29 protein-coding genes and 1 other RNA gene are annotated in these 25,254 nt (G+C 68.1%); 21 read left to right on the top strand and 9 right to left on the bottom strand.

Translation table 11 applies throughout. From position 1 onward, the window contains the following. Positions 1-84 precede the first annotated feature (84 nt). The 5 genes from H1A17_RS14475 (at position 85) to mctP (ending at position 4,959) form a co-directional block, all read left to right on the top strand. Positions 85-915, top strand: a complete 831-nt coding sequence (locus H1A17_RS14475) for a Nif3-like dinuclear metal center hexameric protein (protein WP_194822091.1) — start codon at positions 85-87, stop codon at positions 913-915. Next, positions 912-1,649 carry a zinc ribbon domain-containing protein gene (locus H1A17_RS14470; protein WP_145921131.1) on the top strand — a complete coding sequence of 246 codons (738 nt, stop codon included), beginning with the start codon at positions 912-914 and terminating at the stop codon, positions 1,647-1,649. The genes H1A17_RS14475 and H1A17_RS14470 overlap by 4 nt, the downstream gene beginning before the upstream one ends. Before the next feature lie 4 nt (positions 1,650-1,653). Next, on the top strand, positions 1,654-2,865 hold the full coding sequence (locus H1A17_RS14465; protein WP_194822085.1) for a bifunctional RNase H/acid phosphatase: 1,212 nt from the start codon (positions 1,654-1,656) through the stop codon (positions 2,863-2,865). A gap of 196 nt (positions 2,866-3,061) precedes the next feature. Continuing rightward, positions 3,062-3,304, top strand: a complete 243-nt coding sequence (locus H1A17_RS14460; protein WP_194822084.1) for a DUF3311 domain-containing protein — start codon at positions 3,062-3,064, stop codon at positions 3,302-3,304. Continuing rightward, the gene (mctP, locus tag H1A17_RS14455; RefSeq protein WP_194822083.1) at positions 3,304-4,959 is read left to right on the top strand and encodes a monocarboxylate uptake permease MctP; all 1,656 of its coding nucleotides are present in this window, start codon (positions 3,304-3,306) and stop codon (positions 4,957-4,959) included. Before H1A17_RS14460 ends, mctP begins: the two co-directional genes overlap by 1 nt. Positions 4,960-5,249: 290 nt before the next feature. Here the strand turns inward: mctP and H1A17_RS14450 are convergent, their stop codons facing one another. Then, positions 5,250-5,729 (bottom strand): MarR family winged helix-turn-helix transcriptional regulator, encoded by a 480-nt coding sequence (locus H1A17_RS14450; RefSeq protein WP_145921127.1) that lies wholly within the window; start codon positions 5,727-5,729, stop codon positions 5,250-5,252. A gap of 69 nt (positions 5,730-5,798) precedes the next feature. Here H1A17_RS14450 and H1A17_RS14445 point away from each other — a divergent pair, with 69 nt between their 5' ends. Further along, positions 5,799-7,031 carry an MFS transporter gene (locus H1A17_RS14445; RefSeq protein ID WP_194822082.1) on the top strand — a complete coding sequence of 411 codons (1,233 nt, stop codon included), beginning with the start codon at positions 5,799-5,801 and terminating at the stop codon, positions 7,029-7,031. 16 nt (positions 7,032-7,047) lie between these two features. Here the strand turns inward: H1A17_RS14445 and H1A17_RS14440 are convergent, their stop codons facing one another. Next, a complete protein-coding gene (locus tag H1A17_RS14440) occupies positions 7,048-7,809 on the bottom strand; it encodes a sulfite exporter TauE/SafE family protein (protein WP_194822081.1) in 762 nt (253 codons plus the stop codon). A 136-nt stretch (positions 7,810-7,945) separates the two neighbouring features. Here H1A17_RS14440 and rnpB point away from each other — a divergent pair. Next, positions 7,946-8,364, top strand: an RNA gene (rnpB, locus tag H1A17_RS14435) — RNase P RNA component class A. Positions 8,365-8,979: 615 nt separating this feature from the next. On the opposite strand, the gene H1A17_RS14430 is transcribed toward rnpB, so the two are convergent. The 3 genes from H1A17_RS14430 to H1A17_RS35085 form a co-directional block, all read right to left on the bottom strand. Next, positions 8,980-10,605, bottom strand: a complete 1,626-nt coding sequence (locus H1A17_RS14430; RefSeq protein WP_194822080.1) for a HEPN domain-containing protein — start codon at positions 10,603-10,605, stop codon at positions 8,980-8,982. A gap of 2 nt (positions 10,606-10,607) precedes the next feature. Then, positions 10,608-11,072, bottom strand: a complete 465-nt coding sequence (locus H1A17_RS35830) for a GntR family transcriptional regulator (protein WP_194822079.1) — start codon at positions 11,070-11,072, stop codon at positions 10,608-10,610. A 338-nt stretch (positions 11,073-11,410) separates the two neighbouring features. Beyond that, complete coding sequence (locus tag H1A17_RS35085; protein WP_255542040.1) at positions 11,411-11,545, bottom strand: hypothetical protein; 135 nt, start codon at positions 11,543-11,545, stop codon at positions 11,411-11,413. An 81-nt stretch (positions 11,546-11,626) separates the two neighbouring features. Here H1A17_RS35085 and H1A17_RS34425 point away from each other — a divergent pair, with 81 nt between their 5' ends. The 9 genes from H1A17_RS34425 to H1A17_RS14380 all read left to right on the top strand — a co-directional run bounded on the left by H1A17_RS34425 (position 11,627) and on the right by H1A17_RS14380 (position 18,364). Beyond that, complete coding sequence (locus H1A17_RS34425; RefSeq protein ID WP_228543540.1) at positions 11,627-11,959, top strand: hypothetical protein; 333 nt, start codon at positions 11,627-11,629, stop codon at positions 11,957-11,959. 139 nt (positions 11,960-12,098) lie between these two features. Beyond that, the gene (locus H1A17_RS14415) at positions 12,099-12,296 is read left to right on the top strand and encodes a precorrin-4 C11-methyltransferase (protein ID WP_309236777.1); all 198 of its coding nucleotides are present in this window, start codon (positions 12,099-12,101) and stop codon (positions 12,294-12,296) included. A gap of 146 nt (positions 12,297-12,442) precedes the next feature. Then, the gene (locus tag H1A17_RS14410; protein ID WP_194822077.1) at positions 12,443-13,264 is read left to right on the top strand and encodes a GntR family transcriptional regulator; all 822 of its coding nucleotides are present in this window, start codon (positions 12,443-12,445) and stop codon (positions 13,262-13,264) included. Next, complete coding sequence (locus H1A17_RS14405) at positions 13,252-14,028, top strand: glycosyltransferase (protein ID WP_309236776.1); 777 nt, start codon at positions 13,252-13,254, stop codon at positions 14,026-14,028. Before H1A17_RS14410 ends, H1A17_RS14405 begins: the two co-directional genes overlap by 13 nt. 1,024 nt (positions 14,029-15,052) lie before the next feature. After that, entirely contained in the window at positions 15,053-15,448 is a 396-nt protein-coding gene (locus tag H1A17_RS14400; protein ID WP_104113758.1) for a transcriptional regulator, read from the top strand. Between the two features lie 279 nt (positions 15,449-15,727). Beyond that, on the top strand, positions 15,728-17,344 hold the full coding sequence (locus tag H1A17_RS14395; RefSeq protein ID WP_228543539.1) for an FtsK/SpoIIIE domain-containing protein: 1,617 nt from the start codon (positions 15,728-15,730) through the stop codon (positions 17,342-17,344). After that, positions 17,341-17,595 carry a hypothetical protein gene (locus tag H1A17_RS14390; protein WP_067305988.1) on the top strand — a complete coding sequence of 85 codons (255 nt, stop codon included), beginning with the start codon at positions 17,341-17,343 and terminating at the stop codon, positions 17,593-17,595. The genes H1A17_RS14395 and H1A17_RS14390 overlap by 4 nt, the downstream gene beginning before the upstream one ends. Positions 17,596-17,600: 5 nt before the next feature. Continuing rightward, positions 17,601-17,792: a hypothetical protein gene (locus H1A17_RS14385; protein ID WP_145921118.1), complete on the top strand. Its 192-nt coding sequence runs from the start codon at positions 17,601-17,603 to the stop codon at positions 17,790-17,792. Then, positions 17,789-18,364, top strand: coding sequence for a DUF2637 domain-containing protein (locus tag H1A17_RS14380; RefSeq protein WP_194822075.1), 576 nt, complete (start codon positions 17,789-17,791; stop codon positions 18,362-18,364). The genes H1A17_RS14385 and H1A17_RS14380 overlap by 4 nt, the downstream gene beginning before the upstream one ends. A 26-nt stretch (positions 18,365-18,390) precedes the next feature. On the opposite strand, the gene H1A17_RS14375 is transcribed toward H1A17_RS14380, so the two are convergent. Further along, complete coding sequence (locus H1A17_RS14375; RefSeq protein ID WP_194822074.1) at positions 18,391-18,744, bottom strand: hypothetical protein; 354 nt, start codon at positions 18,742-18,744, stop codon at positions 18,391-18,393. A 95-nt stretch (positions 18,745-18,839) separates the two neighbouring features. Here H1A17_RS14375 and H1A17_RS14370 point away from each other — a divergent pair, with 95 nt between their 5' ends. From H1A17_RS14370 to H1A17_RS14355, 4 genes are all read left to right on the top strand, one after another. Then, positions 18,840-20,591, top strand: coding sequence for a replication initiator (locus tag H1A17_RS14370; protein ID WP_194822073.1), 1,752 nt, complete (start codon positions 18,840-18,842; stop codon positions 20,589-20,591). Continuing rightward, positions 20,588-20,773: an AlpA family transcriptional regulator gene (locus H1A17_RS14365; RefSeq protein WP_194822072.1), complete on the top strand. Its 186-nt coding sequence runs from the start codon at positions 20,588-20,590 to the stop codon at positions 20,771-20,773. The genes H1A17_RS14370 and H1A17_RS14365 overlap by 4 nt, the downstream gene beginning before the upstream one ends. A gap of 271 nt (positions 20,774-21,044) precedes the next feature. Continuing rightward, the gene (locus H1A17_RS14360) at positions 21,045-21,995 is read left to right on the top strand and encodes a site-specific integrase (protein ID WP_228543538.1); all 951 of its coding nucleotides are present in this window, start codon (positions 21,045-21,047) and stop codon (positions 21,993-21,995) included. 94 nt (positions 21,996-22,089) lie between these two features. Continuing rightward, on the top strand, positions 22,090-23,571 hold the full coding sequence (locus H1A17_RS14355) for an ATP-dependent endonuclease (protein ID WP_194822071.1): 1,482 nt from the start codon (positions 22,090-22,092) through the stop codon (positions 23,569-23,571). Positions 23,572-23,737: 166 nt separating this feature from the next. Here the strand turns inward: H1A17_RS14355 and H1A17_RS14350 are convergent, their stop codons facing one another. Both H1A17_RS14350 and H1A17_RS14345 read right to left on the bottom strand, forming a co-directional pair. Then, positions 23,738-24,004 carry a hypothetical protein gene (locus tag H1A17_RS14350; RefSeq protein ID WP_145921112.1) on the bottom strand — a complete coding sequence of 89 codons (267 nt, stop codon included), beginning with the start codon at positions 24,002-24,004 and terminating at the stop codon, positions 23,738-23,740. 172 nt (positions 24,005-24,176) lie between these two features. Further along, positions 24,177-24,374, bottom strand: coding sequence for a hypothetical protein (locus H1A17_RS14345; protein ID WP_194822070.1), 198 nt, complete (start codon positions 24,372-24,374; stop codon positions 24,177-24,179). An 89-nt stretch (positions 24,375-24,463) separates the two neighbouring features. Here H1A17_RS14345 and H1A17_RS14340 point away from each other — a divergent pair, with 89 nt between their 5' ends. Next, positions 24,464-24,658, top strand: coding sequence for a DNA-binding protein (locus H1A17_RS14340; protein ID WP_228543537.1), 195 nt, complete (start codon positions 24,464-24,466; stop codon positions 24,656-24,658). Between the two features lie 81 nt (positions 24,659-24,739). On the opposite strand, the gene H1A17_RS14335 is transcribed toward H1A17_RS14340, so the two are convergent. After that, complete coding sequence (locus tag H1A17_RS14335) at positions 24,740-25,249, bottom strand: hypothetical protein (RefSeq protein ID WP_194822069.1); 510 nt, start codon at positions 25,247-25,249, stop codon at positions 24,740-24,742. Positions 25,250-25,254 lie beyond the last annotated feature (5 nt).

The raw sequence follows: 25,254 nt of genomic DNA, 5'->3' as shown, positions 1-25,254 counted from the left end.
GACGGGCGTGGGCGTGGCCGCCACCACGCGCCGGTAAGCTGACCGGCCGTGAGCACAACCGCGCCCCCGCCGTCCGTCGCCGATGTGGTTGCCGAGCTGGATCGGCGTTATCCGCCGGTCTGGGCCGAGGAGTGGGACCGGGTCGGTCTGGTGCTCGGTGAGCCCACCGACCCGGTCCGCCGCGTCTACGGCACGGTGGACGTCGTCCCCGAGACGGTCGCCGAGGCGCTCGCCGCCGGCGCCGACCTGATCGTCGCGCACCACCCGCTGCTGCTGCGCGGCGTCTCCTCGGTCGCCCCGACCACCTGGAAGGGGCGGATCGTGCACGACCTGATCCGCGCCGGGGTGGCCCTGTACGTGGCGCACACCAACGCCGACGTCGCCGCGCCGGGCGTCTCCGACGCGCTGGCCGACCGGTTCGGGCTGACCGGTCTGCGTCCGCTCGCACCGTCCGCGCCGGGTTCCCCGGCGGCCGGCGGCGGCCGGGGCATCGGCCGGATCGGTGAGCTGCCCGCCCCGATGACGCTGGCCGAGCTGACCCGGCACGCCGCCGCCGTCCTGCCCGCCACGGTGTGGGGGGTTCGCGCCGGGGGCGATCCCGGGCGTATCGTGCGTACCCTCGCGGTCAGCGGTGGCTCGGGCGAGGGTTTCCTGGCCGCCGCGTCCGCCGCCGGGGTGGACGCGTTCCTCAGCTCCGACCTGCGACACCACCCCTCCGGTGAGCACCTCGCCGCCGGTGGGCCCGCCCTGCTGGAGGCCGCGCACTGGGCGACCGAACGACCCTGGCTGGACGACGTGGCCGCCCACCTGCGGGCCGGCTTCGGCGTCGAGACCGTGGTGTCCGACCTGGACACCGACCCGTGGACCGTGCACGCCGCCGCACCCGCGATGGACGACAAGGAGCCCCGACCGTGAAGGCTGAACCCCAGGTCCAGCGCCGCCTGCTCGACCTCCAGGCGATCGACACCACCCTCGCCCAGCTCGCCCACCGCCGCCGGTCGCTGCCCGAGCGGGCCGAGCTGGAGGGCCTGGCCCGGGAGCTGTCCGCCCTGGAGGACGAGCGGGTCCGCGCCCAGGTCGCCGTGGACGACCTGGACCGGGACATCGCCCGCCTGGAGAAGGACATCGACCAGGTGCGGGCCCGTAAGAGCAAGGACGAGGCCCGGCTGGCCAGCGGCAGCGGCCCGGCCCGGGAGCTGGAGGCGCTCCAGCACGAGCTGGTCTCGCTCAACCGCCGCCAGGGTGACCTGGAGGACGCCGAGCTGGAGCTGATGGAGCAGCGGGAGACGGCGCAGGCGACCCTCGACGGGATCGAGGCCCGCATCGCCGAGGCCCGGGACCGGCGGGCCGCCGTCGAGCAGCGCCGCGACGAGAGCCTGGCCGGGATCGCCAAGGAGGAGGAGTTCAAGCAGGGCGCGCGCAAGCCGCTCGCCGCCGACCTCCCCGCCGACCTGGTGACCCTCTACGACAAGATCCGTGAGGACACCGGCCTCGGCGCGGCGCTGCTCACCGCGGGCCGCTGCGGCGGCTGCCGGCTGGAGCTGTCCGGCGCCGACCTGGCCCGGATCCGCCGGTCGGCCCCGGACGAGGTGGTCCGCTGCGAGGACTGCCGTCGGATCATGGTGCGCACCAACGAGTCGGGGCTGTAGCCCGGTGGCGGTGCGCGCGGTCGTCGTCGAGGCCGACGGCGGGTCCCGGGGCAACCCCGGGCCGGCCGGGTACGGTGCCGTGGTCCGCGACCCGGCCACCGGCGAGGTGCTGGCCGAACGCGCCGAGTCGATCGGTACGGCCACCAACAACGTCGCCGAGTACCGGGGTCTGATCGCCGGGCTGGAGGCCGCCGCCGAGCTGGGCGCGGCCGAGGTCGACGCCCGGATGGACTCGAAGCTGGTGGTCGAGCAGATGTGCGGCCGGTGGCAGATCAAGCACCCCGGGCTGCGTCCGCTCGCCGCGCGGGCCGCCGCACTGGTCGACCGCTTCGAGTCGGTCCGGTTCAGTTGGATCCCCCGGGACCGCAACCGGCACGCCGACGCCCTGGCGAACGCCGCGATGGACACCGCCGCCGGCAAGCCGTCCCGGGCGGTGGCGGGTTCGGCCGGCGGTGAGCCGCCCCGGGCGGTGGCGGGTGCCGACTCGCCGGGCCGGGCGCAGGCCCGCGAGGTGGCCGACCGTGCCGCGACCCGGTCCACCGGCACCGACCCGGCGACCGCCAAGGCGTCCTGGGAACCGAGGCCGAGTTTCACCGCCACCCGGCTGATCCTGGTCCGGCACGGGGAGACCGAGTGGACCGTGCAGCACCGCTACGCCGGCCGCGCCGACGTGCCGCTGTCCGAGTCCGGTCAGGCCCAGGCGCGGGCCACCGCCGCCCGGGTGGCCGCGCTGGCACCGTCCGTCGCGGCCGTGCTCAGCTCCCCGCTGTCCCGGTGTACGGCCACCGCCGAGGCGATCGCCGGGGCGCTCGGCGGCCTGCCGGTACGTCCCCAGGACGACTGGATCGAGTGCGACTTCGGTGACTGGGACGGGCACACCTTCGCCGAGGTCCGCGACCGGTGGCCCGGCGAGTTGGACGCCTGGCTCGCCTCGACCCGGGTCGCCCCGCCGGGCGGTGAGTCGTTCACCGAGGTCGGGAAGCGGGTCGACCGGGCGATGGTGGCGCTGCGGGAGGCGTACCCCGGGGAGACCGTGGTGGTCGTCTCGCACGTCTCGCCGATCAAGCTGGCGTTGCGCGACGCCCTCGCGGCCGGCGACGCCCTCCTGCACCGGCTCTACCTGGACGCGGCGGGCATCTCGGTGCTCGACATGTGGCCCGACGGGGGCGTCGCGGTCCGCTCCGTCAACGACACCGCCCACCTCCCGGCCCGCTGATTACGGATCGTCCCCCGAACCGGCCCGGAAATCCCGGGCCGGTTCGTCGTCGGTCGATGCGTCACGCCGTTCGCCGTGCCGTTCGGCGCAGCCGGAACGCCGTTGGGCGCATCGTCGAGCGCCGATTGATCGTGACCGGCTGCACCGGGTCGTAGCGTCCGGCCGTTACTGGCCGGAACGACCGGAGGTAGGTCAGATGACAGCTGGCGAACCGGAGACGCCGCGTACGGCGTCGTCCAGGGCGAAGGACCACAGCCCCTGGAACTGGTTGCTCTTCATCCCGATCGTGGTGCCGCTGATCCCGGCGCTGTTCAACGCGGACGCGCCCCGGTTGTTCGGCTTTCCGCGCTTCTACTGGCTGCAACTGGTCTGGATCCTGCTCGGGGTGGCCACCACCACGCTGGTCTACCAGATGACCAAGAAGCGGGGTGACCACTAATGTGGCGCGATCATCTGACCGAGATCATCGTCTTCTCGGCGCTCTTCCTGCTGGTCAGCGGAATGGGTTTCGTGGCGGCCCGGTGGCGGGCGCCGAAGGACATGGCGCACCTCGACGAGTGGGGGCTGGGCGGGCGCAGCTTCGGCGGCTGGATCACCTGGTTCCTGGTCGGCGGCGACCTCTACACGGCGTACACGTTCGTGGCGGTGCCGGCGCTGATGTTCGGAGCGGGCGCGGCCGGGTTCTTCGCCGTGCCGTACACGATCGTCATCTATCCGCTGGTGTTCCTGGTGCTCTGCCGGCTCTGGTCGGTGTCGCACCGGCACGGTTTCGTCACCCCGGCCGACTTCGTCCGCCGCCGGTTCGACTCGCCGGTGCTGGCCCTGCTGATCGCGATCACCGGCATCGTCGCGACCATGCCGTACATCGCGTTGCAGCTGGTGGGCATCGAGGCGGTGCTCAAGACGATGGGGGTCACCGGGGACAGCGCGGTGGCGCGGCACCTGCCGATCATCATCGCCTTCGCGATCCTGGCCGCCTACACCTACCAGTCCGGGTTGCGCGCCCCGGCGCTGATCGCGTTCGTCAAGGACAGCCTGATCTACATCGTGATCCTGGTGGCGGTGATCTACCTGCCGTACAAGCTGGGGGGTTGGGGTTCGATTTTCGACGCGGCGGACGCGAAGTTCGCCGCCTCGCCGAATCCCAACGACGGCATCCTGCTCAACGCCAACAACCAGCTCCAGTACGTCACCCTGGCGTTCGGTTCGGCGCTGGCGCTGTTCCTCTACCCGCACAGCATCACCGGTGTGCTGGCCAGCCGGAACCGGGACGTGATCAAGCGGAACATGTCGGCGCTGCCGGCGTACAGCCTGCTGCTGGGGTTGATCGCGCTGCTCGGTTTCATGGCGATCGCGGCCGGGGTGAAGCCGCTGCCCGGGGCGAAGGAGGGCACCGTCGACAGCAACACGGTGGTGCCGGTGCTGTTCGACCAGCAGTTCCCGGACTGGTTCGCCGGGGTGGCGTACGCGGCGATCGGCATCGGCGCGCTGGTGCCGGCGGCGATCATGTCGATCGCGGCGGCGAACCTGTTCACCCGCAACATCTACAAGGAGTACCTGAAGCGGGACGCCAGCCCCGCCCAGGAGGCGAACGTATCGAAGATCACCTCGCTGGTGGTGAAGGTCGGCGCGGTGGCCTGCATCGTCTTCCTCGACCCGCAGTTCTCCATCGACCTCCAGCTCATCGGCGGCGTGATCATCCTGCAGACGCTGCCGGCGGTGGCGCTGGGCCTCTACACCCGCTGGTTCCACCGGGGCGCGCTGATCGCCGGCTGGGCCGCCGGCATGGGGCTGGGCATGTGGATGCTCTACCAGATCCCCAACCCGGCGTCGAAGCGCGCGCACTTCGGCGGGTCGGCGTTCCCGCTGTCCGACTTCGGTTTCGACACCAAGAAGACGATCTACGTCGGCATCGTCGCCGTGCTGGTGAACCTGGTGGTGGCGGCGCTGGTCACGCTGGTGCTGCGGGCGGCGAAGGTGGCCGAGGGCGTGGACGGCACCACGCCCGACGACTACTTCGCCGACGAGGGCGATCCCCGCGTCACCCCCGGCCCCGACCGCGACGCCGACTCCGCCCGCGAGCCGGTCGCCTGACCCCGCGCCCCGGGAGCCCGTCGCTCCCGGGCCCGCCCCCGGGTGGGTTGCGCCGGGCACCCGCCCCGGGCGGGGTGCCCCGGGCGTCCCGCCCCGGTGATCAAGAGCTTTGCGTCAACATTCCGCCGGGAACTGACCCGAACCTCTTGATCACGCGACCGACTCGGCCGTCGGGCCACCCTCCGGCCCGGTGGGGGGCGGTGATCAAGAGGTTTGGGTCAACTTTCGGTGTGGAGGTGACGTAAACCTCTTGATCACCAGGGCTGGGCGCGGGGGCGGGCGGGGTGGGATCAGCGGCGGCGGGTGCGGGAGTCGAGGGCCTGGTTGAGCCGGCTCAGGAGGGTGGCCAGGGTGTCCCGGTCGGTGGGGGACCAGTCGGCCAGGATGTCGCCGTAGAGCCGGGTCCGGGCGGCCTGGACGGCGGCCATCCGGTGCAGGCCGGCGGGGGTGGGGGAGATCACCGTGCCCCGGCCGTCCGCCGGGTCGGGGGCGCGGGCGATCAGGCCGTCGCGTTGCAGCGCCGAGACCTGCCGGGTGACCGTGGAGCCGTCCAGGTTGAGCCGGGCGGCCAGCGCCGAGACGTTCTGCGGGCCGGTGGCGTCCAGGTGGCGCAGGATCACGTACGCCGCCCGGTCGAGGACCCGGTGCTCGGCGCTGCCGGTGGCCCGGCGGGTGGCCTCGCCCAGCCGCATCAACAGGGCGACCTCGGTCTCGATCCGGCCGAGGGTGGCCTCGTCCGACTCCGTTCGCTTCGCCTGGTCGTCACTCATAGCTGTATGATACAACGGAATTACCTGTACGATACAGCTATCTGTGGCTTCGGCCCGACAGGAGGCGGAGTGGACCGGCGAACCGAGCCCCACCGCAGTGCCATCTACGCCACCACGCTGGTGGCCTTCCTCGCCATCGCCGGCATCGCCGTGGTGGACCCCATCCTGCCCGCCATCGGCACCGCGATCGGCGTCACCGCCTGGCAGGTCGAACTGCTGTTCACCGCGTACATCGCGGTGATGGCCGTCGGGATGATCCCGGCGACCCTGGCCAGCGGACGCTTCGGCTTCAAGCCGGTGCTCGTCGCCGGCGTCTCCGTGGTCGGCCTCGCCGCCATCGCCGCCTCGTTCAGCAACGACATCGTGCAACTGTCGGTGCTGCGCGGCGTGTGGGGGCTGGGCAACGCGATGTTCTTCGCCACCGCCATGGTGGTCCTGGTCAACCTCGCCAACGACCGGGAATGGGTGGTCGGCCTCTTCGAGACCGCGCTCGGGCTCGGCTTCGCCGTCGGACCGCTGATCGGCGGCCTGCTCGGCGAGATCAGCTGGCGACTGCCGTTCTTCGTCTGCGGCATGTTCATGGTGCTCGCCCTGCTGGTGGCCGCCCGCAAACTCCGTGAGCCGACCCACCGGCAGCCGCCCGTACGGCTGGGGCAGATCTTCGCCACCTACCGCCGGCCGGCGTTCATCACCCTCTGCGTGGTCACCGCCGCCTACAACTTCGTCTTCTTCGTGGTGCTCGGCTACATGCCGCTCTTCCTCGGCCTCGACGTCATCCCCCTCGGCCTCGCGTTCACCGGCTGGGGCCTCGGCCTGGCGGCCGGCATCCTGCTCATCGGCCACCGGCTCGCCCACCGGATCGGCGCGGTGCAGACCGTCGGGGTGGCGCTGGTCGGCCTGCTGGCCTGCATGGTCCTCTTCGCCACGTCGGCCGGCACCGTCGAGTCGCTGGTGGTGCTCGTCGTCGCCGGCCTGTGCATGGGCCTGGCCAACGCCAACCTCACCGACCTGGCCCTCGGCCTCGGCTCCGCCGACCGGCGGGTCGCCACGGGCGCGTTCAACCTGGTCCGCTGGGGGGCCGCCGCACCCGCCCCGATCCTCGCCGGCAAGCTCGCCGAACACGGGCTGGCGCTGCCGTTCTGGGTCGGTGCCGGGGTGCTCGCCGTCGGCCTGCTGGTCTACCTGACCTGCGCGCACCTGATGGCCGCCGGCTACGGCGAACGGCTGCTCTGGTCCCGCTGGAACCGGGCCGCCCGGCAGGTCGAGCACACCGCCGAGGAGCCGGTCGGGGAGGCGTACTGAGCGGACTCGGGGCCGCTCAGCCCAGCGCCCGCCAGAGCAGGTAGAGGCCGATCGCCGTACCGAAGCAGACGATCAGCGTCCGGAGCACCACCGGTGGCAGGCGGCGGGTCACCCGCGCCCCCACGTACCCGCCGAGCATCGTGGCCGGCGCGACCGCCGCGACCGCCGCCCAGTTGACCGGCCCGAACAGGGCGAACACCACCAGCGTGGTCAGCCCCACCACGGCCGACAGCAGGTTCTTCACCGCCGACACCCGGGCCAGCGTCGCGTCCAGCACCAGGGCCAGGCCGGCCACCAGCATCACCCCGAGCGCCGCGCCGAAATAGCCGCCGTACACCGTGCCGACCGCGACCATCGCCTGCACCGTGAGGGTACGGCGGCGCGGGCCCAGCTCGGCCGGATGCCCGACCAGCCGGCGCAACGGCCCCTGGAAGGCCAGCACCGCCGTGGCCCCGAGCACCAGGAACGGCACCACCAGGTCGAACGCCCGCGCCGGGGTGGCCAGCAGGAGCAGACAGCCGACCCCCGTGCCGAGCACCGCCGTCGGCAACAACGGCCACAGCGTCCGGCGGGGCGGCAGGTCCATCCGGCTGCCCGCCACACTCGCCGCGTAGCCCGGGAAGACCGACACCGAGTTGCTGACGTTCGCTGCCACCGGCGGGATGCCCACCGCGATCATCGCCGGGAAGGTGATCAGCGAACCACCGCCGGCCGCCGCGTTCACCGTGCCCGCGGCGAGACCGGCGACGACCAGCAGTACGGCATCGGAGAGGTCCATGGTGCCCAGAGGCTAGTAGGCCCTGATCAGAGCCCCTCCACCGGCTCAGCCGCGTACCATTTTCGGCCTCGTCGCGGCCCGGCCCGGGGTGAGATCGGTGCGGGACGCCGCGCCGTTAAGATGGGAATGCGACGGACGAGTCGACCGGGCGGTCGCGTCGGCGGGCTGCGGCCCGCCGCCGAGGAACGTCCGGACTCCACAGGGCAGGGTGGTTGCTAACGGCAACCCGGGGCGACCCGCGGGACAGTGCCACAGAAAACAGACCGCCGACCCCGTTCGGGGACGGTAAGGGTGAAACGGTGGGGTAAGAGCCCACCAGCACCCCGGGTGACCGGGGTGGCTCGGTAAACCCCACCCGGAGCAAGGCCAAGCAAGGGCCGTCACCGCAAGCTGACGACCCGGCGCAGACGCTTGAGGGCTGCCCGCCCGATGTCTGCGGGTAGGCCGCAGGAGCCTGTCGGCGACGGCAGGCCGAGATGGATGGCCGCCGCCGGTGCGGACCCCGCGAGGGGTACGCGCCGCGCACAGAATCCGGCGTACAGGTCGACTCGTCCGTCGCCCACCAGCTCAGAGCCGTGATCATGGCTCTGAGCTGGTTCTATGTTCGGGCGTCGATGGTCGTTCTTGGTCATCGTTAGGTGGCATTTGACGGCCCGGTGACGGCCCAGACGGCCCAGAGACGGCCCAGGATTCCTTGACTCCCGGGTCAGTTGGACCCGTCTTGCGGTGGCCTGCTGAGGGCTCGGTGGCGGCCTGGTCCTCGTCGACGGCGGACGGCCTGCGGGATGGGGCCGGGTACGTCCTGGCGGTCGAGCTGTTGGCGTGACCCGGCTACCCGGTGGCAAGCCAGTCCCGGGGTTGGACTGGTGCGGCAGCCGGAAGCCCCGACCACGCGACCAGGCCGACCCGCCGGCTTCCGTCACGGCCTCGCTGGGCCTTGTCCCTCTGGTTGGTGGGGGCGGTGTCCCGGCGGCTGTCGGCGGCTTACCGCCCCGGTGCCGTAGGCGTCCGGGGCGGATTGCCGCCGGCCGGGCTTGCCGCCCCGCACTGCGCGGAGCGCGGTGCCTTGATCCAGAAAAGAACAAATCGGCAATGGCTGCGATCGACTTGTCATCAAGGGGCTACACGGGATTTCGCACTACGAAGAGTGCAGCGAATGCGAAATCGCCTTTAGGAGCTACGCGTTTTTGGGCTTGCTGGCCCAATTAAGACAAACTTCCAGCGTTCAACCGAATTCTTTGCTTCGAGCAAGGGTGGCGATTGGTACATGGCGCGCATGGCGGCAACGGCGATGGAAACCGCCTCTGTTCGGTTGAGGTTGGCTGTGGCTAAGTCGGGCTCATCAGACCCATGTACAAGCCTACTTCGAAGGTCGTACATCTTCTTAAGGCGCTCGTATAGCTTTCTCCTTTTCTCGTCGTCGTCTGGTTCGAGTAGTCGTGCAAGCGATCCGCAGACTTTCAGTGCTGTATCCTGGCTATCGCCAAAGATGTTCTCCCAACACATTACTGCGTCGACGAAGCCGTCCATATCGTCGGAACGGGCCGTTGCGGCAGATAGCAACCGCCTCATTCCAATATCGAGAGAGGTTGGGTGCTGATTAATGACGCGGGTAGACCACTCCGTCACAGATGTGGCGATTTCCGTCGTGATCTCTATCGCCGGAGCTGCAGATGAGTCTTCGCCCCCTATGGGCCACACCGCAGGAATGGTTAAGGGATTGAGAACCGTGTCGCCTTGCGGAGTTCCCGTTGCGACCTGCGGTGACATGGCCAGCAGCAACGAGTATCTGAAGATGCTTCTTTCTTTCTTTCTCTTGTCCAAGCTGGTCTGAAATTTGGGCGCGTAATTTGACCATCTTTTATCGAGGATTGCTTTATCGGCATCTTCATCGCCTGTCCTGAAATTCAAACTCGCAAGCTGCTCCTCTATCTCGGAGAATACGGCAACCTCGGGCTGATCGCCATTCGCCCCGAACATCCGCATGCATGCCTGACCGCGCGAGGAAAGCGATCTGAGTTCACCTGAGCCCAGCGGAACTCTTGCGATGCCCTGCTGGAGGCGCAAGCTTGAATAACTAGAGAGGTGGGGAATGTTTACCTTTTCTCCACGTGCTAGAATTCGCGCAATTCTTAAGCCCTCCCTGCCATGTTGAAGGCAGGCGTTCAGGGATCTGTCATCATATAATGCCGCTAACCTGAAGGCGTGCTGTATCAGATTGACTGCGGCAATGCCCACAAAATTGGTCCCGCCATTCCCTGCTGTCCAATAATGGTCGGCAAAGATTCGTGATCTCTCTTTGTGGGTTTGCCGTGAGGTTGGGATTGTCTCATTCGGGTCGAGGAATAGTCTCTTGAGGTCATCGTCACCCAGCAGTGCTTCAACGAGCAGTTCGAATGCGTCTGACTCTAGGCCGAGCAAATCGGGGTATAATGGATAATCGTCTGGGGGTGGCGGAAGTAGAATAGTGGGATATGTTTCATATATGCACTCCAGCAGCCGCAACTCAGTCTCATCTTCAGAGCTGGGCCGCTGAACCTCACCACCACAGAGTTTCCGTAAGCGATAGATCATGCCTTCGGCATCTTCTCGCGCGAGGTTAGCTCGCCAGGCCAGAGAGTGTATATCTTGTGGTCGACTAATGCCGAATTCGGCTAGCTTGGCCAATTCTTCGAGGGCGGCAATGCGATCGGCATTACTATTAGCTTCAGAAAAGGGTGGTTCGACATTCAAGCAGAACGCGACCAGCTCATCCCCGAATGCTTGCAGGGCGACTTCAAGGTGGTTGGGGTTCATCTCTATTCTATCCAATTTTGAGGTTCTGTGGCTCGGCTTGGTACTTGAGCCCGGTCAAGGTACAATCGATAGGTTTGGGCGACTGCGACAACTCTGCCATTCTCTCGCGTGACACTCTCGGTCTCAACTAATAGCGCTCCAAGCTTGATGTCGAACACCGCCGCAAGGTGTGCATCGGCGGGGATCTTCCGTTGTCTTACTTCCGCACCGCCATGGCGAATCGGATTACACTCGCATAAGGTGGCGGTTGCGTAAGTGCCTCTGCCGTGCTCGGTGGCAACTAGGCCATCCTTGCGAAGCGCCGCCATGGCCTGGCGGATCGTGCCCCGACTTACTCGAAATTCCGCAACGAGAGCGCTTTCTGTCGGCAAGAGAGTTCCACGCGGGATGGTGCCGCTCTCGATGCGTTGCCTAAGTTCGTCCGCGATGACGCGGTAGCGGGGTTGTCCGTAGTGCGGGGTGGGCACCTGTTCACCGTACCTGGCACTTGTAGTACCAAGTGCCAGGCAAGCGACGTGTTTCGACGTCTAGACAACTCGTCCACTTGTAGATACGTTTCCTGGTGTGCGGCCGGGGTGACGGCTCGTGTCAGGGGTGGTCGCGGTGTCGGCCCTGGCCGCACCTATGCGCGGCGTCCTGTGGGACCGGTTGCGGTAGCCGCGTAGACAAGTTGGCTCGGCGATACCCGACCCGTCCGGCGTCGGACGGTGCGCCGTGCCTTCATCCGGGCCGGTGGCCGGCCACGAACACGCTTGTGGTCGGCCGCCGGTTCCTCGTCTACCTGTGGAGGTGCGATGTCCGGCTCTCATCGTCGACGCGGTTGGTTGTCGTCCCGGTGGCCCCGCCGACGTACGCCGATCCCGGCCACCAGCGGCAACACGTCGTCGGCGTCGTCCGGCGGATCGGCCGGCCCTGCGCCGTGGTGGTCGGTCGACGTCACGCGGGAACTGCCAGTGCTGCGGTATGCGCCGTTGATGACGGTGGCTCAGGTGCACCGGGGGCATGGCGGGCGGTGGACACGATGACCCGGCCGAGCAAGCCGGCCCCGGTGACGAGTCATCCGGACTGGTGTACGCCGGAACGCTGCGGCTACTTGGTGCCGCCGGTGATGGCGCACATGGCTCGTCGTCATCGCGGCCACATGCTGCGGGTTGGTGAGAAGCGGGCGAGTGGGCTCGTCGTCACGTACCTGATCAGTGCGGAGGCTCCCGGTGCGCCGCTGGTGTGCGTGCACGCGTCGTGTCGGGCGGGGAACGCCTGGGCGGAGTTGTCGCTGTCGGAGGCGGCCGAGTTGGTGGAGCAGTTGCGTGGGTTGCTGGCGCAGGCCGGCGGGCAGGGGGCCGGCGATGAGTGACGGCTTTCCGATGATGAACCGGCGGCTGCCGGGGTCGCCTCGGCCGGTGGTGTGTCCGCCGTGGTGTCGGGGTTGTGGGCCGAACGATCCGATGCACCGGGGGTACCTGGCCACGATCGGGCGGGAGGGGACCGGGTGGGTGAGTCTGCAACTGCTCATCGACCGGTTCACCCGCCGTGACCCGGCGATCAAGCTCGACGCGACCCACTACGGCACCACGCAAACCGTGCTCCTGACGCTCAACCACGTCGACCGGCTCATCGAGGAACTGACCCACGCCCGACAAGCCATGCAGGCACAGGCCGGGCGGCGCGGGCGGACGGGAGAAGCACGGTGAACACCAACGGCCGGCGGGGCACGGCTGCGCGTACTCCTGGTGGTCGTCGTGGGCAGGCTCCGCGTGGGGCGGTGGTGGTGCCGGCGGTTCCGGAGCGGCCGGCTGGGGGGACCACCTGGCAGACGTTGGAACGTCTAGGGGGTACGGTGACCGGTGTGCATGGCCGGGACTGGCGCCCTCGCTACCTGCAACTCGCGGAAGAGTTGCGGGCGAAGATTATGAGCGGGGAGCTTGCCCCCGGCACGCTGATGCCCAGCGAAACCGAGCTGGCCGAGTCGTCCGGGCTGTCCCGCACGAGCGTCCGCAACGCCATCCGCCAGTTGCGCGAATGGGGCCTGGTCCGGGCGGAGCAGGGGCGCGGCACCTACGTGCGGGCACCCCGCCAGCGGGTACGCCGCCGCAACACCGAGCGGTACCAGTGGGAGAAGGACCGGGTCCTGCTCGACGAGGACGAACGGTTGAAGACCGGCGCGACCGAGCACGACACCGGCCTGACCGTCGATGACCTCAAGTTCCACGCCGAGTACACCCCCGTGAACGCCGATGACGAGATGGCGGCGGCCCTCCAGGTCGAGCCGGGTACGCCACTGCTGCGCCGGGTCTACTGGACGTCCTCGCGGCACGAGAACGCGCCGCTGACCGTGTCGTACTCCTACCTGCCCTACGACCTGGTCGCCGCGAACCCGGACCTGCTCGACGCCAGCAAGGAACCCTGGCCCGGCGGCACGCAACACCAGCTCTACACCCTCGGCATCGAGCTGGACCGTATCGACGACGAGATCCGCGCCCGGCCGCCGTCGCCGGATGAGGCCGAACTGTTGGACATCGACCCGGGCGTCTCCGTGCTCACCGTACGCAAGACCTCCGTCGACACCACCGGCCGGGTGGTCGAGGTGGCTGACGTGGTGATGCCGGGGGACCGGACCGAGCTTGTCTACTCCCACAAACTCCAGCGGTGGAAAACTTGACGCAGCTCGTCTCGGTCATCACCCCGGTCCACGCGCCCAGCATCGAATACCTGGCTGGCGCGTACGCATCGCTGGCCAAGCAGGAGATGCCTCCGGGGTGGGACTGGCAATGGCTCGTCCAGGAAGACGGACAGACCGGAGCCCTGGTCGACGTACTGCCCGACGACCCACGGATCAGCCTCGGCACCGGTCGTCCTGGTGGGCCTGGTGTTGCCCGAACCCTTGCGCTGTCCCGGGTTGACGGGGAACTCATCAAGGTTCTCGATGCCGACGACCAGTTGACCCCCGGTGCGCTCGGGCGGGACATCGCCGCGTTCGACGCGCACCCGCAGATCGGGTGGACCACCTCGCGGGTGCTTGACCTGCTTCCCGACGGGTCGACCGCCGGATGGGACAAAGACCCGGCCGGCGGGGTCATCGACCGGGGCGCGGTCCTGGCCTTCTGGCAGGCCAACGACTACCGGGCATCCGTCCACCCCGCGACCCTGTGCCTGCGGCGGGATCTCGTCTTCGCCCTCGGCGGCTGGATGGCCCTCCCCGCCTCCGAAGACACCGGCCTCCTCCTGGCCGCCAACGCCGTCACCGCCGGCTACTTCACCCGGGAGTACGGCCTGCTGTACCGGAAGTGGCCCGGCCAGGTCACCAGCCAAGCCGCACACCGCGAACCCGCCGAGTATCAGGCACGCATGCGGATCATTGAGGCCAGAGCCCGCAGCCTGTCCTTGATGGTCTCTCAGGGCTTCGGCGGTTACCCTCAGGCGTAGCCAGATCCTCGGCACCCATGGGGCGCGACGACCCGTCAACCTCAGGCATGTGCCACTACCCACCCCAATCGGGCTATAAGGGATACCGGATCACCCTACGCGCCGAGTAAGCATGATCACCAATGGGGGTCAAGCACCGACACGGCGGACCGGACGCGCATTCTTCTGGCCAGACGAGCGCGCTTTAGTCGGGAGATGCTTGCAATTCGTCCGGCGCATATGGCTATGATTCAAGCGAGCCACGCTCACACAGCCCTGCGGCGCACATAATTCCGATCGCCCCTACCAAGCGGTAGGGCGATGAACGCATGTCCGCAGAGAGGTGGAGCATGGCCAAGCCCATGAAAAGACCGAAGCGTCGGATACATCGAGGCAAGGTCCAACGGGGATCAGTCCGATGGCAGTGCCGCGCGATGGATGCCCTGAGCTGGTGTTTTAGGCTCGCGGCACCGATCGTTGCGTCGCTTGCCATGGAGTGGTTCAGAGATGGGGATGGAAGCCGGCCCGCCTAAGCGGGCCGGCCCCCGGGCCTCCACCTTCGCTTTGGCCGGCAGGGTGGAGGCTCGTCTCTGTTTAGTGCGGGTGTTCTCAGTCTTGACCAACACCGCTTTGCCGCTCACTATCCAAGTCTCGCGATCCGAACTGCCATAAACATGTTTTTGACAGTGCCGGGTTAGCTTACAACGTCAGCGTTGCAGTATCTACTGAACACCTGCACGCAGTCATTGCTAGCTCTTCGACGGCCCCGAACAGCGACTTCGGTTCGTTACTGACGGCGTTGGCGACCGAGTGTTGCTAGTCGAGCTGACCTAACGAACCGGCTGACGACCAGCATGCATGCATGCATGCAACAGCCATGCGGGAACGTGCCACTGCACACGCAGGCAGCATTGAACTCCCGTAACGCTCCGATCTTCCCCACACTCCATCAGCGGACTTGCGAAGCTTGTTGACTTGTCTGCCAAGTGGCGTCTACCTTGGAGTCTCTACTTGGCAGACATGCCAACAACTTGGAGGTTGAGCGATGGCTCTGCGTGGCGGTACGAGGTTCGCCGTGCGTTGTGAGGATGTGTTCCCGGCGGGGTGCGCCCTGGTCCCCGAGTCGCTGGGTGAGGTCGAGGACTACGACGAGAAGACCGGGCGGCGTAGCCCGGCGAAGGACAAGTTGACCGGTCAGCGGGTGTGGCAGGTGCGGGTGATGGACCTGGACCCGGAGCTGGGCAAGCGGTCCCGGGAGACGACGGTCAAGATTTCCGCTGACTACCAGCCGGTTCCGCCGACGGGTGCGCCGTTCGAGGCGGTGGAGTTCGAGGGCATGACGGTGACGCCGTACGTGACGAACAACAACCGGATGGCGTACTCGCTGCGGGCGACCGGGATGCGTGCCCCGGCGGGTGTGGCGAAGAAGGCGGCGGCGTAGCCGCTGAAGGTTGGGGGCGGGGCTGTCTGGTCTTGGCGGACGGCAGCCCCGCCCCCTTGGTGTCTCTTTCCCCTGCTCTGTCGAGAGAGGTAGTGACGTGTCCAAGCGTAGGCGTTCGGCTGCCCTGGCTTCGCCTCGGTGCGAGGTGTGTCAGTCCCGGTTCGACCCGGCCACGGGTGCCGATGGTCGGTGTGCCGGGTGTGTGGGTCAGCTCGTTCTTCCGTTTCCTCCGGTCCGGGATGCGTCGGGCCGGTTCGTGTCGCTGCGGGGTGGGCGATGATGCGCCGGCCTCGTGGCGGGGTGGTGATGGTGACCGCCGGGGATCTGATGGTGGTCCGGCCGAAGCGGTTCGTCCTGCCGATGTGGCTGGTCGCGCTCGGCCTGGTGCTGCGCTGGGCCGCCCGGTTCTGCTGGTGGTGCCTGCGTCACCCGGTCACCGTGGGCCTGGCCGTGACCGCCGTCGTCCTCTACGCCGAACACGACTGGCCGGGCCTGGTCGTGCCGCTGGTCCTGGCCTTGGCGGTGTCGGCGCTGTGGCGGTGGCGCGATGAGACGTCCTGGTGGCGGTGGTGCGCCGGGCCGTTGCTCGGCCGGTTCCGTCAGGTCGTCGTCTACCGGCGGGCCTGGCCCGAGGCGATGACCCTGTGCGGCCTGGCCGCAACCTACGACCACCTGCCGGTCCTGCCGCAGTTGCTGCGGGTGCGCTCGGATCAGGCCCTGGACGTGCTGACCGTGCGCATGGTCCGGGGGCAGACTCCGGCCGACTTCCAACAGGTCACCGCGAACCTTGCGTACGCCTTCGGCCGGCGGCACGCCCGGGTCTACTCCGAGCGGCCCGACACCCCGCCGACCCGTACCGGCTACTGGGCGCTGCTGCTCGGCTGGGTGGACCGGTTGCGGTTCCGGGACCGGCCGACGCTGGTGTACCTGGTGCTCGTCCGTACTGATGCGCTGCGGCCGGTGGTGCCGCCGTTCGACACCCCGGCCGTTCCCGACTTCACGGCGTTGCCGTTGGCGCGGCGGGAGGACCTGGGGACCTGGTCGCTGCGCCTGCTCGCCACCCATGTGCTAATCGGTGGGGCCACCCGGTCCGGGAAGGGTTCGGTGCTGTGGTCGCTGGTCCAGTCGATGGCCGGTGGCATCACGTCGGGCCTGGTGCGGCTGTGGGTGATCGACCCCAAGGGCGGGATGGAGTTCGCCATGGGCCGGCCGCTGTTCGCCCGGTTCGCCTGCAAGTCGTTCGAGGCCATGGCCGATCTCCTCGACGAGGCCGTGACCGTGCTGCGGGAACGTCAGACCCGGTTGGCCGGCACGGTGCGGGTGCACACGCCGACCGAGGCTGACCCCCTGGTCGTGGTCGTCATCGACGAGATGGCCGCGCTGACGGCGTACCTGCAAGACGTCGACCTGCGTAAGCGCATCGCCGGCTCGCTGGGGTTGCTGCTGTCGCAGGGTGCCGGGGTCGGGGTGCTGGTGGTGGCGGCGTTGCAGGACCCGCGTAAGGAGGTGTTGCCGTTCCGGGACCTGTTCCCGACCCGCATCGCCCTCGGCCTTACCGAAGCCGCTCAGGTTGATCTCGTGCTGGGTGACGGTGCCCGCAACCGGGGCGCCCTCGCCGACCAGATGCCCCGATGGGCCAAAGGCGTGGGGTACGTGATCCTCGACGGCACCCCGGAACCGATGCGGGTCCGGTTCTCCTACGTCAGCGACGACGACATCCGCGACCTGGCCCACCGGTACCCGGCCCCGGCCGACGCGGCGGACATCCTCGCCCAGGTCGGCCGCGAGTCCACCCCGGAACCCCTTCGACCGGCGCTGGCCCGGCCTCGACGTGGGCCGCTGCTGCCCGACGCGCTGCGCACCATCCTCGACGCCGACCAGGGTGAGCCCCGATGACCGGCCCGACCGACGGCCGGCGCTTCTACCGGCTGCGTACCCCCGAACCGGTCACCGCCGTGTCCGTCCGCGTCGACCCCGACCGACCCGACCCGTACCCCGTTTATCTGGCGGTCGGTGCCGGCCGGCGGCGGATGTCCCTGACTCCCGATGAGGCGTGGGCGCTGTGGCGCTGCCTGTCCGAAGCCGTCGCCACGCTCGGCACCCCTCCCGACTACATCCGCACTGACATCCGTCCGGCCCGGAGGTAACCGCCATGACCACCCTCGCCCGCGTCATCAACCGGCTCCGGCGTCCGCTGCGCATCCGGCTCGTCGGCCCCGCCGACCAGACCGCCGCCGCCCTGCACGGCCTCGCGCACATGGTCAACCGCCGCCCCGACATGGCCGACCGGCGCATCCGCATCGACCTGACCATCCGCGAAAAGCCGATGCAGGAGTGGCGATGACCGAGCGCACCGAATCCGCCGTACGCCTGGTGATCCTGCTCGCCATCGGCACCATGGCCGGCGCTGCCGCCTTCACCCACGTCCACGACCTGTCCGTAGCCCACGGCCAACCCGACTGGATCGGCTGGGCCAACGCCGTAGCCGTCGAGCTGATGGCGATCTACCTCGGCCTGGAACTCCGCGCCCGCCGCCGTGCCGGTCGACCCGTCGGCCTGGTCGGCTCGCTCCTGGTCGCGTTCGCGCTGCTGTCCCTCGCCGCCCAGGTCGCCGAAGCGGAACCGTCGGTGTGGGGCTGGACCGTGGCGGCCGTGCCGTCGCTTGCGTTCCTCGCCCTGGTCAAGGTCGTCCTGTCCAACGCCCCAGCCACCTCACCGGCTCCCGCACCGGCTCAACCGCCGGCCGACCGGCGCGAGGTCCCCGAGCAGGTCATCACCGGCCCCGAACCGGAGCGGCCGGCTGACCCCGTGCCGCCGGCTGTCCCGGTCGCGGCTGCCATCTCTGCCCCGGCGGCCGTGCTGCCTCCGCGTGTCGTCCCGTCGAACCGGCCGCACGTCGTCGGGATCATCCGATGACGGACGCCCTCACCGCCGGTCGGCGGCTACCGGAACTCGTGCACGACCTCGATCAACCCGACGATGTGCGCGTTGAACTCGTCCAGTTCCTCAGCCGGAACCCACAGCTCCAGGATGGTCTTCCCGCCGGCCTGCTGGACCGGGTACCGGCGCAGGAACTCCGACTCCACCCGGAAGCGGGTGACGTAACCGACGCCGGACGCGGGCACGTTCCAGTCCCGGGCGATCATCACCGCGTAGTCCTCGTTCAGGACCGGGTAGAAGATCGGCTGATCCGGCAGACGCGGCGGCCACGCCCGCCATCCGGACTCGCGGACGAGATCCAGCTCTTTCGGTCCGGTCGGACGCCACAGCACCGTCGTACCGTCATCGCCGCTCATGTCGACCTCGCCACTCGGGTTTCTGGTGAGCCCGGACAGTACCGGCGCACCCGCACCCGGAACCACCGCATTCCATTCACGCCGGGGGTGGGCCGATGACCGCCCCGACCCTGCCGGGCCTCGAACCCGTCGCCCCGACCCCGGTTGCGCCTCCTCGGCCGGGGTCGCGGGCGGCCCGCATGGCGCTACCCCGCTCGGTCGACGTCCTCAAGGAGATCGCCGCCGAGTACGGCGTCTGCGTGCGCCCCCTCGCTATGCGCCGCACCGACCTCGACACCGGCCTGACCGAAGTCATCGACCTGCCCTGCGGTGCCACCCGGGAAGACAAGTGCGCCCCGTGCGCCAAGAAGAACCGCCGACTGCGGCAGGCCCAGATCCGGGAGGGCTGGCACCGCGACGACGAACCGTTGCCGCCGCCGGAACCGGCGACCGAGGAACAGAAGGCGCTGATCCTGCTGCGCGGGCATCTGGAGTTCTCCCGTGACGAGGCATCGCGGGCGTGCCAGTGGGACCAGGTCGAAGACCTCGACGACGCGATCCGCGAGGTGGAAGAGACGATTGCGGCCGAAGGGCTCCGGGGACGGGTCGCCCCACCGCACGCGACCGGCGACGACCAGGGCGACGACGACACCGGCCCGCGTCGGAAGCGCTCGACCCGACGTCGGCAGGATGCCCCGGAGCTGCCTCGGCGCAAGGTCGAGCGGCGCACGGTCGGCAGGACGTACACCGCTGCGGACGGCACCACCTACCGGCCGTCGATGTGGCTGACCCTCACCCCCGACTCCTACGGCCCCGTCCGCCCCGACGGCACCCCGGTCAACCCCGACCGGTACGACTATCGCCGCGCCGCCTGGGACGCCGTGCACTTCCCCCGGCTCCTCGATCGGTTCTGGCAGAACCTGCGCCGTTGTGAGGGCTGGAACGTTCAGTACGCCGGCTGCGTCGAGCCGCAACGCCGACTCGCCCCACACGCCCACTTCGCCATCCGGGGCACCATCCCCCGCGACACCCTGCGCACCGTGGCGGCGGCCACCTATCACCAGGTGTGGTGGCCAGCGGTCGACGTCCAGCGCTACGCCGCCGACCGACCCCCGGTATGGGACGAGCAGGTGGCGGCGTGGGTCGACCCGGACACCCGCGAGCCGCTGACCACCTGGGCGGAAGCCCTCGACGCCATCGACGACGATCCGGATGCGGAACCGGTGCACGTCGTCCGCTTCGGTACCCAGGTCGACGCGCGGGGCGTCATGCCCGGCACCACCGACGCGGAACGGACCATCCGGTACGTCACGAAGTACATCACCAAGCACACCGGCGACGTGCACAAGGCCACCACCGACCGGCAACGCAAGCACCTCGACCGACTCTGGCGGGAACTGCGCGTCACCCCCTGCACCGACCGGTGCGCGAACTGGCTGCTCTACGGCGTCCAACCCAAGAAGGCACACGCCAAGCTCAGGCCCGGCCGCTGCAAGGGCAAGGTCCACCAGCGGGACACCCTCGGCATCGGCGGCCGGCGCATCCTCATCTCCCGCGACTGGTCCGGCAAGACGCTCAGCGATCACAAGCACGATGTCCGGGCCTGGGTGCGGGCGCTGCTCGGGGTCACGGTCGGCCTGGATGGGGTCGACGACCAGGGCGCCACCGTCGAACCGGTCCGGCACGCCTGGGAACTCGCCCGACCCGATGACCCGGACGTACCGGCCATGGCTCATCGGTTGCTGCGGTCGATCAGCGAGCGTGCCCGCTGGCGCTCCGAACTGCTCGCCGCCAAGGACCGGGCCGCGCAGCTCCCCGACGACGGATCAGCAACAGGAACGGGCGTCACAACGGGGGAGTGGCTATGACGGTGGTGAACGACGGGCTCTGGACGGTGCGGGAGGTGTCCGCCTACCTGCGGGTGCCGCAGGAAACGCTGTACCGCTGGCGCAAGGTCAAGTACGGTCCGCCGGCTGCCCGGGTCGGCCGACACCTGCGGTACGAACCGGAATCGGTCCGGGCATGGGTACGCGCGCAGGCGGCGGCCTGATGGGGCATGTGGAGGATCGCTGGTACAAGGTGATCCGGCACCCCGGCGGCCGGAAGGAGCGGATCAAGTCGAATCTGTTCGGCAAGGGGATGCGCTACCGGGTGCGGTACATCGGCCCGGACGGTCGGGAACGCAGCCAGTCCTTCCCCGACAGGGCCAAGCGCGACGCTGACGCCTTCCTCGTCTCCACCGAGACGGACAAACTCCGGGGCTCCTACGTGTCGACCCGTCCGCCGGTCGGATCACCTTCGCTGAGTACGCGGAGAACTGGTTGCGTACCCGTGCCTTCGACGAGTCGACCCGGGAGAGCACCGAGTTCCGGGTACGCAAGCACCTGGTGCCCTTCTTCGGCTCTCGGCAACTGGCCGCGATCAAGCCGGGCCATATCCGGGAGTGGGACGCCGGGATGGTCGGCAAGCTGGCCCCGGCTACCCGGGCCGTCGTCTTCGCCCACCTGCGAACCATCCTCGGCGCGGCCGTCGACGACGAGCGGATCGCCAAGAACCCTTGCTCGGCTGCGTCCGTCAAACCGCCCCGACCGGTGCAACGTCGCGTTGTCCCCTGGCGGGCCGACGAGGTTTCGGCAATCCGCGGTGGCCTCGCTGAGCGGTACCGCCCCATGGTCGACCTGGGGGCCGGCTGCGGGATGAGGCAGGGCGAAATCTTCGGCCTGGGCGTCGATGACGTCGACCTCGTCTCGGGTTGGGTGCACATCGTCCGGCAGGTCAAGGTGGTCCGCTCCCGGCTGGTCTTCGGCCTGCCCAAGAACGACCGGGACCGCCGCGTGCCGCTGCCCGACTCGGTGGCCCAGTCACTCAAGGACCACGCCAAGAAGTACGACCCTCTTTCGATCACCCTGCCGTGGGAGGACCCGTTCAGTGATGAGAGGGTGACGGTGCCGCTGATTTTCACCACCACCCGCCGGGGTGCGATTAAGCGGGCTACCTTCGACGGCAAGAGTTGGCGTCCAGCCGTGAAGGCGGCCGGCATCGTTCCGACCCGGGCGACCGGGATGCACGCGCTTCGCCACTTCTACGCCTCGGCGCTGCTCGACGCGGGGGAGAGCATCAAGGCCCTCGCCTCGTACCTCGGGCACTCCGACCCTGGTTTCACCCTCCGGGTCTACACCCACCTGATGCCCGCCAGCGAGGAACGCACCCGCCGCGCCATCGATGATCTATTCCACTGCAGCGTGCGCCGTTTGGAGATCAAGCCATCTTGAGTTGTTGCATCGGCGGCACAGTTCGCAGGTGGGTTCCCGCCAACGAAACGATTAGGTCTAGCGAGTCGCCTGTAAAGTTGTTTAGGGTGCACGTATGAACTCTGCTAGCCAGCAGGATGCGCGAGTCAAGGTCTGGTCTCGCTTAATGGCATCAAATCCTCCTGTTTGGGTCAAAACGGTGCGAGTAATAGAATCCGCAGTTTTTGAGCGGCAGGAAATTCACCTAGAAAAAGCGACATGCATCGTTGGTTCGCATGGTGCTGGAAAGACCTTGCTGCTACGTCTCATTGAGGCAGCGCTGGGGAGTAATAGCCGAACTCCGCCCTTCGTTGGGGGAGGTAGTCATTTCGAGCCTGACGTAAAGCCGCTGACAGGTGTGGTCGAACTGGTCTTGTCGGTCAAGGGTGGGTCGGTAAGCGCCGTGGTTGACCTTTCGACGCCTGAGCGTGAACGGGCTGCAATCTGGACGAAACTCTTAGGCCCTAGTCATTGGCCTACCTTTGTTAGTTCGGCCGAATTGGCCAATGATTTCATTTGGTACTACCAGCAGTTCTCATCCGGCGTGGATCGGCCGGTGCGTGCGCGCGACTTCACGCCGGCTGAGCGAACCGCCGTTAGGGCGATCCTCGGAAGAACCTACGACTCGATTCGCATGCAGACTATTCTCCTCGATGGCAGCGATGATGGGCAATGGTTCTCTCAGGGTCCTTACGTTACTGCGGTAAGTGATGGAGTTGTTGCCGATAACACGACCTTTAGCTTGGGTGAGCTTTGGGTTTACCGGGTTCTTTGGGAGTTGGAGCGCTTGCAGCCCGGTTGCCTCTTCATGATGGATGAACCTGAGTCATTCTTGGCGTTGAGGGGGCATAGGCCCTTGGTTGATGAGGTTGCTCGCCGTGCGCTTGGCGGGAACCTTCAACTCCTCATTGCGACCCATTCGCCGCAGGTCCTATCTCGCTTTCCGGTCGCAAGCGTCCGAGTTTGTGTTCGAGGTCCCGGCGAGAAAGTGGTAATAATGAAGGCCGAGTCTTCCGAGCAAGTGCGCCGTATTGTTGGGATGGAAGTGCCGGTTGAAACGCTAATTCTGGTAGAAGATGAATTTGCGGCGTTTTTTCTCTCCGAGATATTTGCTTGCCTCGGCTTGCCTGTTGCAGGTATTGAAATTGTTCCTGCCGCCGGTGAAGGTAACGTAAAGTCAGGTGTTAGGGCCCTCTTGCGGGTATCGCGAATTCGGGTATTCGGTGTCCTGGATGCTGATCAGAGGCACTTGGCTGATGAATCCAAAAATCTCTATTCCCTGCCGGGGGAGTTTGATCCAGAAAAGGAAATTCTAGACTTTGCTCTAAAAAACCATGTTTCTGTAGCAGGTGCTTTAGGGCGGACGCCGGAATCTCTGCTGGCGGCACTCGATGGTCATCTCTTCCTTGATCATCAATACTGGCCCCGTCGTCTGGCCGTCGACCTGGGACTGGATCAGCGCTACGTCACTAGCGTTCTGGTTCGCCTCTGGCTCCAGCAGCCCGATAGGCGTCAACAGGCTCACGAGCTGGCCGTGGCGCTAGTCAAAACTGATTGAGGGCGGCCTCTCATAATTCAGACAGGGTGCGGCTGTCTGCAGCCCGGCCCAAGTCCGACGGCCTGGCGACGGCCTGTGCCGGCAGTCACCAAGCTCCGCCCCTGCTCAACACTGATCCAATACTCAGAATCCGGCGTACAGGTCGACTCGTCCGTCGCCCACCAGCTCAGAGCTTCGATCGCGGCGCTGAGCCACCTGCTTCGCGAGTTGTCGTGATGGGGTGCGACGACACGACCCGTACTCCTTCCTTCAAGACGTACAACTCCCGGCGGGCCACCGCATTGCCCTTCTCGTCCAGTCGATAGCCGTCAAGCCACGTCCAGCCGTGGTAGGCGCAAGGTTCTGTGCGGATCTTGATAAGGCGGACGAAGACCGGGCGGACGAACTGGGGGCCTGCCGCGCGGGTCAGATGCAGCACGTCACCGGGCTTCACGTCGGTGCTCCCTGTCCCGCCAGGCGCGTAGCGTCCTGCCTGCCGTGGCCAGTCGCGGGCACCCTTCGTCGGAGCACTTGGTGCAGGTGGAGCGGTGGTGGAAGTCGACGACGTAACCGGCCATCAGTACGGAGAACGGAGGCTCGGCCGGCTTCTGTGGCATGGGCACGGCTCACCTCCGACTGGAGCGCATGGCGATCCTGGCCCAGCGCCAGACGCCGGCGTTGGCCATCGTCCGCAGTTCTGCGGCCGGCACGGTGGACCGGTCGGTCCGCCGCCGCGCATCCGGACCGCTCGGGGTGGCGGCGGGTTCGACCGTGACGACGTCCACCGGTCGGTGGGGGCGCTGGAACCACTTGACTCTAGTCATGCGTAAAGAGTAGGCGACTAGAGCGTCTGGTAACTAGACCTCCATCAAGTTGATACATGCCTAGTCTACGTGTGCCTAGCGTCAGCGTCATGGGGAAGAAGCTGCGGTTGGTGGGTTCCGGGGAGATCCGGACCATGCTCGGCGGCGTTTCCCGGCAGCGCGTCTACCAGATCACCAACCGCAGGGACTTCCCTGAGCCGGTAGCCAGCCTCCAGATGGGCAACGTCTGGCTCGCCGAAGACGTCGAGGCGTGGATCGCCACTCGACGCGGGGACCTGGACTGACCCCTGCCGGCCTCCGCAGGGTCGCCGTCGCGTGCCGGGTTGACTCCACCCGCTGCCGAGAGGCCGGCCGTAGTGTCCGAATCAGTCGTGGTCGCGGCAGCCGACCTGGTCGCCGATCTCCTTCGGGATGCCGTACGGGCTGCACTCCAGCGCGCTGCCCTCGCCGATCTTCTTCCACCCGCCGGCCGAATGCGCGAACAGCAGCACCCCGTCCCCCTGCTGGGACGGGGCGACGGCGATCACCCCGGCGCTCGCCCACTGCCGGGCGCACCTGATGTGGTCGGGGTCGATGCGGTGCGTTCTGCTGTCCAGCCCCGACACCTGTTGGAGGGTCGCGGCACCGACCGGGCAGGCCGCCCGGGTGGCCGCCGGTGTGGCGGACGCCGCGCCGCGCGTCGGCGTCGGGCTGCCGGCGGAGGAGGGGGCGGCCGTGCCGCCGGGTGGGGGCGACGCGGCGTCCGAACCGGTGACCGGCCCGGGGGAGCCGGTGCCGGCCACCGGACCGGGCGTCGCGGTGTCGCAGGCGGCCAGTGCGGCCAGTGCGGCCAGCACGGCGAGAGGTACGAGGGCGCGCAGGGCGGTCGGGGACATCGTTC

It is taken from the genome of Micromonospora sp. S-DT3-3-22, from assembly GCF_015354745.1.
Taxonomy (GTDB): domain Bacteria; phylum Actinomycetota; class Actinomycetes; order Mycobacteriales; family Micromonosporaceae; genus Micromonospora; species Micromonospora wenchangensis.
This window is presented reverse-complemented; position numbering and strand designations above follow the sequence as displayed.